We start from the raw sequence: 10,137 nt of genomic DNA on the forward strand, positions 1-10,137 counted from the left end.
CCTAGCATAACTGCTAATCTACGTCAGCCCCATTATTAATGCCAGTTTGGAAATTTTGTTATTAACAGTATTTATTTATGCATTGTTTATATTGTATGACACTGCTAAAGCTGTTTTAGAATTTTATCAATAACTTTCTAGTATCTGTTAAATAGTCAGCAAGCACCCCTTAACAGTTGGTTAAACATTGATTTATACAATGTCTAACCAACTGTTAAGGACTTTTTATGTCTAAATCCCTTGAACTCATTTGAACATCGAAAATTACGAAGCGCGTTTTTCCCGATCTAAACCGCCCAAGCCGCCAAATAGCAGTTATCAAACCGACAAGGTCGTCTGAAAACCATATTGCGTTTTCAGACGACCTTTTTTGCTGTTTAGGCAGCATGATTCGTTCCAAGCAAACGGGGGGATGCTGCGCTGCCGTTGTTTCCGTCTTTTTTATCATTTTCAAGATATTGGGCTTCAGACGACCTTTGGTTTTTCACTGTTTGTATGAGCTTTGGCTTGGCTGTTTTTCAGCATCAAATGCGATTTACTTCTTAAATTCTTGTTATATTAATAATGAAATGTTATATAATAACAGCCTTCCGAAATATGATGAGAAACTAAAATGACACAAACCACACTCAAGCCCATTGTTTTATCTATTCTTTTAATCAGCACCCCCATCCTCTCCCAAGCGCATGAAACCGAGCAGTCGGTTGACTTGGAAGCAGTTACCGTCGTCGGTAAAAGCCGTCCGCGTGCAACGTCGGGGCTGCTGCACGCTTCGACCGCCTCCGACAAAATCATCTCCGGCGATACCTTGCGCCAAAAAGCCGTCAACTTGGGCGATGCTTTGGACGGCGTACCGGGCATTCATGCCTCGCAATACGGCGGCGGTGCATCCGCTCCCGTTATTCGCGGTCAAACAGGCAGACGGATTAAAGTGTTGAACCATCACGGCGAAACGGGCGACATGGCGGACTTCTCGCCAGACCATGCCCTGATGGTGGACAGCGCCTTGTCGCAACAGGTCGAAATCCTGCGCGGCCCGGTTACGCTCTTATACAGCTCGGGCAATGTGGCGGGGTTGGTCGATGTTGCCGACGGAAAAATCCCCGAAAAAATGCCTGAAAACGGCGTATCGGGCGAAGCCGGATTGCGTTTGAGCAGCGGCAATTTGGAAAAACTGACATCCGCAGGCATCAATATCGGCTTGGGCAAAAACTTCGTGCTACATACCGAAGGCTTGTACCGCAAATCGGGCGATTACGCCGTACCGCGCTATCACAAAGAAGAAGGCCGTCTGAAACGCCTGCCCGACAGCCATGCCGATTCAAAAACCGGCAGCATCGGGCTGTCTTGGGTGGGCGAGAAAGGTTTTCTCGGCGTGGCGTACAGCGACCGTCGCGACCGCTACGGCCTGCCTGCCCACAGCCATCTCTACGATGACTGCCACGCCGACATCATCTGGCAGAAAAGCTTGATTAACAAACGCTATTTGCAGCTTTATCCGCACCTGCTGACCGAAGAAGACATCGATTACGACAATCCGGGCTTGAGCTGCGGCTTCCACGACGATGATAATGCACACGCCCATGCCCACAACGGCAAACCGTGGATAGACCTGCGCAACAAACGCTACGAACTCCGCGCCGAATGGAAGCAGCCTCTCCCCGGTTTTGAAGCCCTGCGCGTACACCTGAACCGCAACGACTACCACCACGACGAAAAAGCAGGCGATGCAGTAGAAAACTTCTTCAACAACAAAACACACAACGCCCGTATCGAGTTGCGCCACCAACCCATAGGCCGTCTGAAAGGCAGCTGGGGCGTGCAATATTTGGGACAAAAATCCAGCGCGCTTTCCGCCCTCCCCGAAACCGTCCGACAACCGATGTTGATTGACAACAATGTGCGCCATTACAGCCTTTTCGGTGTAGAACAGGCAAACTGGGACAACTTCTCGCTTGAAGGCGGCGTACGCGTGGAAAAACAAAAAGCCTCCATCCAATACGACAAAGCATTGATTGATCGGGAAAACTACTACAACTACCCCCTGCCCGACCTCGGCGCACACCGCCAAACCGCCCGCTCGTTCGCACTTTCGGGCAACTGGTATTTCACGCCACACCACAAACTCAGCCTGACCGCCTCCCATCAGGAACGCCTGCCGTCAACGCAAGAACTGTACGCACACGGCAAACACGTCGCCACCAACACTTTTGAAGTCGGCAACAAACACCTCAACAAAGAGCGTTCCAACAATATCGAACTCGCGCTGGGCTACGAAGGCGACCGCTGGCAATACAATCTGGCACTCTACCGCAACCGTTTCGGCAACTACATTTACGCCCAAACCTTAAACGACGGACGCGGCCCTAAATCTATCGAAGACGACAGCGAAATGAAGCTCGTGCGCTACAACCAATCCGGCGCGGACTTCTACGGAGCGGAAGGCGAAATCTACTTCAAACCGACACCGCGCTACCGCATCGGCGTTTCTGGCGACTATGTACGAGGCCGTCTGAAAAATCTACCTTCCCTGCCCGGTAGGGAAGATGCCTACGGCAACCGTCCTTTCATCGCACAGGACGACCAAAACGCCCCCCGTGTTCCGGCTGCGCGCCTCGGCGTCCACCTGAAAGCCTCGCTGACCGACCGCATCGATGCCAATTTGGACTACTACCGCGTGTTCGCCCAAAACAAACTCGCCCGCTACGAAACGCGCACGCCCGGACACCACATGCTCAACCTCGGCGCAAACTACCGCCGCAATACGCGCTATGGCGAGTGGAATTGGTACGTCAAAGCCGACAACCTGCTCAACCAATCCGTTTACGCCCACAGCAGCTTCCTCTCTGATACGCCGCAAATGGGCCGCAGCTTTACCGGCGGTGTGAACGTGAAGTTTTAAAATCGGACAGGCAAACAAAAAAGGTTTTCAGACGGCCGTCTGAAAACCTTTTTCTTACTTTAAACCAATTTTAAAATCGGCCATTAACCTTTCAACACATCTTGAGCAGCCGCTTGAATCTTAGCTGCTGCTGCTTCGATTTGCTGCTGTTCGGTAGATGGGTTTGCCACTGTTTCAGCCGGGGCAGCTTGAGAAGCTGCGGCTTTAGGCTCAGATTCAGTTTGCGGCGCAGTCAGCGGCAAACGCGCCAATACAGTGCTGACGCCGGTTACTTTATCGCCAATCGCCACTTGCGCCTGCGCATCGACAGGCAGATACATATCCACGCGCGAACCAAAGCGGATAAAGCCATAGCGTTCGCCACGGGACAGTTTCGCACCGGCTTGGGTGTAACACAAAATACGGCGCGCCACCAAACCGGCCACTTGAACAAAAGTAATTTCACGACCAGAAGCCGTAATCGCCAACACCGCATTACGTTCATTTTCCGTGCTGGCCTTATCCAAATCCGCATTCACGAATTTGCCTTTGTTATAAACCACTTTCGTTACCGTACAATCGGCAGGCGATTTTTGCGAATGCACGTTGAACACGTTCATAAAAATACTGATTTTCAAAGCATCGACATCACGATACGGATCGCGTGCGCGCTCGACCACCACGATACGGCCGTCAACCGGGCTCAACACCGCTTCAGGATTTTGCGGAATCTCACGCGCAGGGTCGCGGAAAAACTGCAGGGCAAATACAGTAAACACCCAAAACGGCAAAGACCACCAGCCGCAGCACATCGACACCAGCAGGCTCAAAGCCAAACCGCCGCCGATAATCGGCCAGCCCTCACGGGCGATAATCGGGTGGGGATACAAACGGTTCATCACTTATCCTTCGTTTAATAATTTCAAAATTGCCGCCATTATATCTGAAACTCCAAACATTGAGGCCGTCTGAAATGTTCAGACGGCCGGTGTCTTTTGTAAAAAATACTCAACATAGATAAAGTTTAAATCTCGGCAACACAACAACACAGCGTCCTCAACAAGCAGCTCACACAATCCGACACCTCGCCGCAGACAATGTTTAGACTACCCCTCCGCTCCCGATTATCTCGACAAGCCCAATACGACCGCCAATACCAACCAAATCCAATGCCGCCGGCGCGATGTAGAAAACAAAGCGCGTTGAGACAGCAAACGCGTTTGGCTCAACTGAAACGCCACATCGGCCAACATCATCAAACGATCGGCCTGCCGCGCCTCCCGTTCTTCCACTTTACGCAGTTTCAAATTTTCCGCTTCAATCCGCAGCCGCACCAGCTTGGCTTCCAAAATCAGCAGCTCGCGCGCTTCTTCATACTCCTGTTGCTTCATCGTCCGCACCCTTGTCTATCTCACCGCGCAAATACGCAATGTCCGTCCGAATATCCTGCAAGGTCTCAGCCACACGACTGCCCTGCTCCCGATAGTCCGCCGATACTTTGCGGAACAATACGGCAATAATCAGCAGGCTCACGAAGAAAATGCCAAAAAATACCCACAACGCCGCCACATCCGACAACACGCGGTTCAAGCCAAACAGCAAACCGACCAAGCCCACCATCAACAGCGCGCCGGACAACACCAGCCAGATCGCCAAACGGAACACATTCTCCGCCTGACGCGTCAAATCCAAGCTCAACACCTGCAAACGCAGCAGCAGCAAATCCGCGCCCTGATTCAACAAAGCCTTGCCATGTTCAAAACGTTGGCGAATCCCCATCTCGATTATCCTTTTTCTCAGGAAACATAAGGCTAAGGCCGTCTGTACGGCGCAATGAAATCCAAGATTTCATGTGTACGCCTGTTCAGACGGCCTTAACATATTCACATTAACGGCGGTTCAACAACACACCGACAACCAAACCGGCCAATGCGGCAAAACCCATCGCATAGTATGGTTTTTCGTGCACCACTTCATCAGCGTGTTTGGCACCGCGTTTCAAACGCTCGCCCGCATCAGCTTCAAATTCGGCAAAACGCTCTTTGCCTTCTTTAAAACGCTCCTGAGCAGCTTCTTCAAACTGCTCGTATTTTTCACGCGCACGCTCGGCATGATGGCGCAAACGTTCGCTGGCCTCTTCTTCAAAACGGCTCAAACGTTCTTTGGCTGCGGCCAATTTCTCTTCCAATTTGGCCCGGGCTTTGCCGCCCTCTTCCGAACCGGCTTCCACACCATTGCGGTACAATTCTTCCACATCATCCATCACTTCTCGGATGTCTTTCAGCAAAGCCTCGCGACGTGCTTCAAAATCGTGTTTTTTCATGCTTTTCTCCTTGATATAGGTTGATATGGTTACAGAATATTTATCTGTTAATAAATTATAACCGTTTATTCTAAAATAAACGTTAATTTAAATAAAATTAAGTGCTTATTATGAAAACAACCCGATGGAATTTAAAAAAGGCCGTCTGAAAACTTCAGACGGCCTTTTCAATACCTTTTACACAGCCTATTCCAATATTCTTTTTTGATAAAAAAAGATATAATTTCATACCATTACAATTTCTTAACAAAGGTGTCGCAACCATGGCAGTCAATCCTACCAAACTTTTTGACGGGCTGGCCAAGCTCGTGCAGTCGGAAGACAAAGCAAACTTCATCTACGGTTTCCTGCGCCTGTTCGATACCCCGAAAGCCACCATTACCAAACTACAAAACCAAACCCCCGGCACCAACGTTGCCGATATGCCCCTGCATGGCGAAATTGCCCTCAGCCGCAAACTCTATTTCAAACCCGTCGCCCCCGATTCAGACATATACGACGTCCTGCAAGACCTGAAACAATCCGCCACAGCCGACAAAAACAAAATCCGCTTCTTTATCGTAACCGATTTTCAAAACATCGCCGCCTACGATATCCAAGCCGACGACTACCTCGAATGTGCCTACACCGATTTAGCGCAAAACTACGGTTTTTTCCTTCCCCTTGCAGGCTTGGAAAAAAGCAGCGGATTTGAAGAAAATCCTGCCGACACCAAAGCCGCCGAAAAAATGGGGCGCCTTTTCGACCAAATCCGCCGCACCAACCATCTCGAGAAACCCGAAGACATCCATGCCCTCAATGTCTTCCTGACCCGCCTGCTCTTCTGCTTTTTTGCCGAAGATACCAAAATCTTCCCCAAAGACAGCTTTACCAAACTCATCGAAAGCCATACGCACAAAACCGGCGAAAATGCAGACGAAGTCCTGACTGCACTTTTCCAAACCCTCGACACGCCCCCTGAAAAACGTTCCGAAGCCCTGCCCGTCCATCTTGCAAGTTTCCCCTATGTCAACGGCGGACTTTTCCAAGCAGACGAGCCTGTCCCCGATTTCGATACCCGCACCCGCCGCCTTTTGCTCGAATGCGGCAAACTCGACTGGTCTGAAATCAATCCCGACATCTTCGGCTCCATGTTTCAAAGCGTGATAGACCCGAAACAGCGCAGCCGTTTGGGACAACACTACACCTCCGTCCCCAACATCATGAAGGCCATCAAGCCGCTCTTTCTTGACGAGCTTCAGACGGCGTTTCAAGACATCTTCAAACGCTATCCCAGCAATGAAGGCCGTCTGAAAGCCCTATACAGCCTCTCCATGCGGCTGGGCAACATCAAAATCTTCGACCCTGCCTGCGGCAGCGGCAATTTCCTGATTATCGCCTACAAAGAGCTGCGCCGCCTCGAAATCGAAATCTTCAAAGCCGTCAAAGACATCGACAGCAACGCCATCTTCAGCAGCCAAATCCGCCTCGACCAATTTTACGGCATCGAGCTGGACGACTTCGCCCATGAAATCGCTATGCTCTCGCTTTGGTTGGCCGAACACCAAATGAACCTTGCCCACGAAAACGAGCTGGGCAACAGCCTGCCCACCCTGCCCCTCAAAAGCGGCGGCAACATTAAGGCCGCCAACAGCCTGCGCGAAGACTGGGAGGCCTTCTGTCCCCGCAACAACCGCGCAGGAGACGAAGTCTATATCGTCGGCAATCCCCCGTTTGGCGGCTCAAATTCGCGCGACGAGGAACAAAGCGAAGATATGGATATGGTTTTTGATGGCTGGAAAAAATACGGCGTCTTGGATTACGTTGCCTGTTGGTTTTGGAAAGGCGCACAATATATCCGCGCCAGCCGCGCTAGGCTCGCCCTTGTCGCCACCAATTCCATCAGTCAAGGCGACCAGGTCGCCACCCTCTGGCCCCCTATCTTCTCATTGGGCAACCGCATCGCCTTTGCCTACCAAACCTTCCCGTGGGCAAACAATGCCAAAGACAAAGCCGCCGTCCACGTCGTCATCATTGGCCTGGAAGCCACGCATCTTTCAGACGGCCTCAGCCCCAATAGCGCGCAGCCCAAGCTCTACAAACTTCTCGATAAAGAATGGCACAGCCAAAGCGTTGCCAACATCAGCCCCTACCTAATTGCAGGCAGCAATCTTGCGGTTGCTGCCCGTGAGCAGCCCCTAGGGGATGTTCCAAAAATTATTCGGGGTAATCAGCCGACTGAAGGCGGCAACCTCATCCTGACCACAGAAGAAAAAGACAGCCTTATCGCCCGTGAGCCGCAGTCTGCCAAATGGATTAAAAAACTGCTCGGTTCCGACGAATTCCTTAACGGCAAACAACGTTGGTGTCTCTGGCTGACCGACCTGACCCAAGAAGACCTTGACAATCTGCCCGAAAAACATCCCCTCGTCGCCGAAAGGGTAGAACGCAACCGAGCCTACCGCGCCGCCGGTAGCAAAAACTCCGACCGCCTCAAGCTGGTTGGTACACCGCATCTATTCCGCGACACCAACAATCCGGCAAACTACATCCTCGTTCCCCGTGTATCCTCCGAGCGCCGCGAATACGTCCCGATGGCATTTTTTGACAGCGAAGTCATCAGTACCGACCGCAATCAAATGATTCCTAATGCCAGCCTCTATGAGTTCGGTATCCTCAATTCAGCCATGCACAATGATTGGATGCGTGTGGTAACAGGTCGTCTGAAAAGTGATTACAACTATTCCGGTACGCTGGTGTACAACAATTTTCCTTGGCCCGAAGCCGGCGAAGCTGAAAAAGCCCGTATAGCCGCGCTTGCCGAAGACATCCTGCTTATCCGCGCCGACTACCCCGACCAAACCCTCGCGCAGCTCTACGATCCCGACAAAATGCCGCTGCCGCTTAAAGAAGCCCATCTCTGCCTCGATGCCGCCGTTGACCGTCTCTACCGCGCCAAACCCTTTTCAGACGGCATGGAGCGCGTAGAATTTTTGTTTGACTTATACGAAAAAGCCGTCAACGGCCAATAAACGCCGTAAAACGGCATCTTTGCCCCGACATTACCGTCTTTAAAAGGAAAATATCTTGACTATCCCCCTGCTCCACGTCGAATACGGACAAACCGGCAACAGCACCAAACCAAACAATATGGGCATGCGCGAAATGCAGGCCAAAGCGTTTGCCAAACGCGACGCGCAATATCTGCTACTCAAAGCGCCGCCCGCCTCAGGCAAATCCCGCGCGCTGATGTTTTTGGCTTTAGACAAGCTGGCCCATCAAGGCATCAAAAAAGCGATTATCGCCGTACCCGAAATGTCCATCGGCGGCTCGTTTGCCGATACCGAATTGGCGAAACACGGCTTTTTTGCCGATTGGCGCGTCAAGCCGGAAAACAATCTCTGCACGGGTAGCGGCGACGATAAAGACCAAGGCAAAGTGGATGCTTTTATCCGCTTTATGCGCGGCAACGACCCAGTTTTGGTCTGCACCCATGCGACGTTCCGCTTTGCTTTCGAAAAACTCGCAGATGTCGGGGCATTTAATGACACGCTGGTGGCGATTGACGAGTTCCATCATGTTTCTGCGGAAGAAAACAACCGTTTGGGCGCAGTCTTGGACGAAATCATGCGCAACTCCTCGGCTCATATTATCGCCATGACCGGCTCGTACTTCCGAGGCGACGCCGTGCCGATTTTGAGCGAAGAAGACGAAGCCAAGTTTGAAAAAGTAACCTACACCTACTACGAACAACTCAACGGCTACCGATATTTGAAATCTCTGGGATTGGGCTACCATTTCTACCAAGGCCGCTATCTTGATGCTTTGGGTGAAGTGCTCGATCCGTCGAAAAAAACGATTATCCATATTCCCAACGTCAATTCGGGCGAAGCAGCGGTCGATAAGTATTCGGCAGTCGACCACATCATCGACACCTTGGGCGAATTTGTGGAAAAAGACCGCAAAACAGGCATCATCACGGTCAAAGCCCATGACGGCAGGCTGCTGAAACTGGCGGATTTGGTGGATGACCGTAAAACATCCGACCGTTCTTTAATTCAGGCATATTTACGCAATATCAAATCGCGTGATGATATGGATATTATTGTTGCGCTGGGTATGGCGAAGGAGGGTTTCGACTGGCCTTATTGCGAACATGTACTGACCATAGGCTATCGCAGCTCGATGACGGAAGTCGTCCAAATTATCGGTCGCGCCACCCGGGATTGCGAGGGGAAAACCCATGCTCAATTTACCAATCTGATTGCGCAGCCTGATGCGGCAGATGAAGATGTCAAAGTGTCGGTTAATAATCTTTTAAAGGCGATTACGCTGTCGCTGCTGATGGAGCAGGTATTGGCGCCCAATATCACGTTCCGCCGCCGTTCTGATATGAGGCTGGATGAACAGCCCAATCCGGGTGATGTGATTATCGACGATACGACGCTGCCCGCCTCTAAAAAAGTCGTCGATATTCTGAATAAGGATTCAGACGACCTTATCGCTGCGTTGGTACAGGATACGCAAAATGCCAAACGCTATATTCAGGAAGACACGCCTGCCTCTGCCGTCAATGAAACCGCACTGCCGAAAATTGTTGCCTGCCGTTATCCCGAGCTGTCGGTAGAAGAGCAAGACCAAATCGTGCAAGGGACGCTGACTAAAATGGCGGTAACCCAGGGCGGCGGTATCAAAGACGGCAAGGATTTGCCCGATAACGCGCTTATCGAAGGCGAAAAAAACTATATCAGACAAGGAGATTTTTTTGTCGATGCGGTTAAATTGCAAGAAGCCGGGCTAAGTTATTCTGTTGAAGAAACTGTCAGGGAACGAGATTTGCCTGACAACGCGAAAATCAAAAATCTGCAAACAGGCGAAGTCAAAACCGCTGACAACCGCTTTGTCAAAGTCGGCGAAAAATTTAGGGGCTGACGTAGATTAGCCCTAAATTCCA

The 10,137-nt window shown here is 51.1% G+C and carries 7 protein-coding genes; 3 read left to right on the forward strand and 4 right to left on the reverse strand.

The window, feature by feature from the left end:
- Positions 1-613 precede the first annotated feature (613 nt).
- A complete protein-coding gene (gene znuD / locus HMPREF2661_RS07560; protein ID WP_070823099.1) occupies positions 614-2,902 on the forward strand; it encodes a TonB-dependent zinc receptor ZnuD in 2,289 nt (762 codons plus the stop codon).
- An 83-nt stretch (positions 2,903-2,985) separates the two neighbouring features.
- Here the strand turns inward: znuD and HMPREF2661_RS07565 are convergent, their stop codons facing one another.
- The 4 genes from HMPREF2661_RS07565 to HMPREF2661_RS07580 form a co-directional block, all read right to left on the reverse strand.
- Entirely contained in the window at positions 2,986-3,780 is a 795-nt protein-coding gene (locus HMPREF2661_RS07565; protein WP_070823102.1) for a phosphatidylserine decarboxylase, read from the reverse strand.
- A 225-nt stretch (positions 3,781-4,005) separates the two neighbouring features.
- Entirely contained in the window at positions 4,006-4,272 is a 267-nt protein-coding gene (locus tag HMPREF2661_RS07570) for a hypothetical protein (RefSeq protein WP_070823106.1), read from the reverse strand.
- Positions 4,253-4,660, reverse strand: coding sequence for a phage holin family protein (locus HMPREF2661_RS07575; RefSeq protein ID WP_070823109.1), 408 nt, complete (start codon positions 4,658-4,660; stop codon positions 4,253-4,255). The genes HMPREF2661_RS07570 and HMPREF2661_RS07575 overlap by 20 nt, the downstream gene beginning before the upstream one ends.
- A gap of 109 nt (positions 4,661-4,769) precedes the next feature.
- A complete protein-coding gene (locus tag HMPREF2661_RS07580; RefSeq protein WP_070823111.1) occupies positions 4,770-5,204 on the reverse strand; it encodes a DUF883 family protein in 435 nt (144 codons plus the stop codon).
- A gap of 263 nt (positions 5,205-5,467) precedes the next feature.
- Here HMPREF2661_RS07580 and HMPREF2661_RS07585 point away from each other — a divergent pair, with 263 nt between their 5' ends.
- Together HMPREF2661_RS07585 and HMPREF2661_RS07590 are read left to right on the forward strand one after the other, a co-directional pair.
- Positions 5,468-8,215, forward strand: a complete 2,748-nt coding sequence (locus HMPREF2661_RS07585) for a DNA methyltransferase (protein ID WP_070823114.1) — start codon at positions 5,468-5,470, stop codon at positions 8,213-8,215.
- Positions 8,216-8,270: 55 nt separating this feature from the next.
- Complete coding sequence (locus tag HMPREF2661_RS07590) at positions 8,271-10,115, forward strand: DEAD/DEAH box helicase (protein WP_199900480.1); 1,845 nt, start codon at positions 8,271-8,273, stop codon at positions 10,113-10,115.
- Positions 10,116-10,137 lie beyond the last annotated feature (22 nt).

The organism is Neisseria sp. HMSC061B04, assembly GCF_001836705.1.
GTDB lineage: Bacteria > Pseudomonadota > Gammaproteobacteria > Burkholderiales > Neisseriaceae > Neisseria.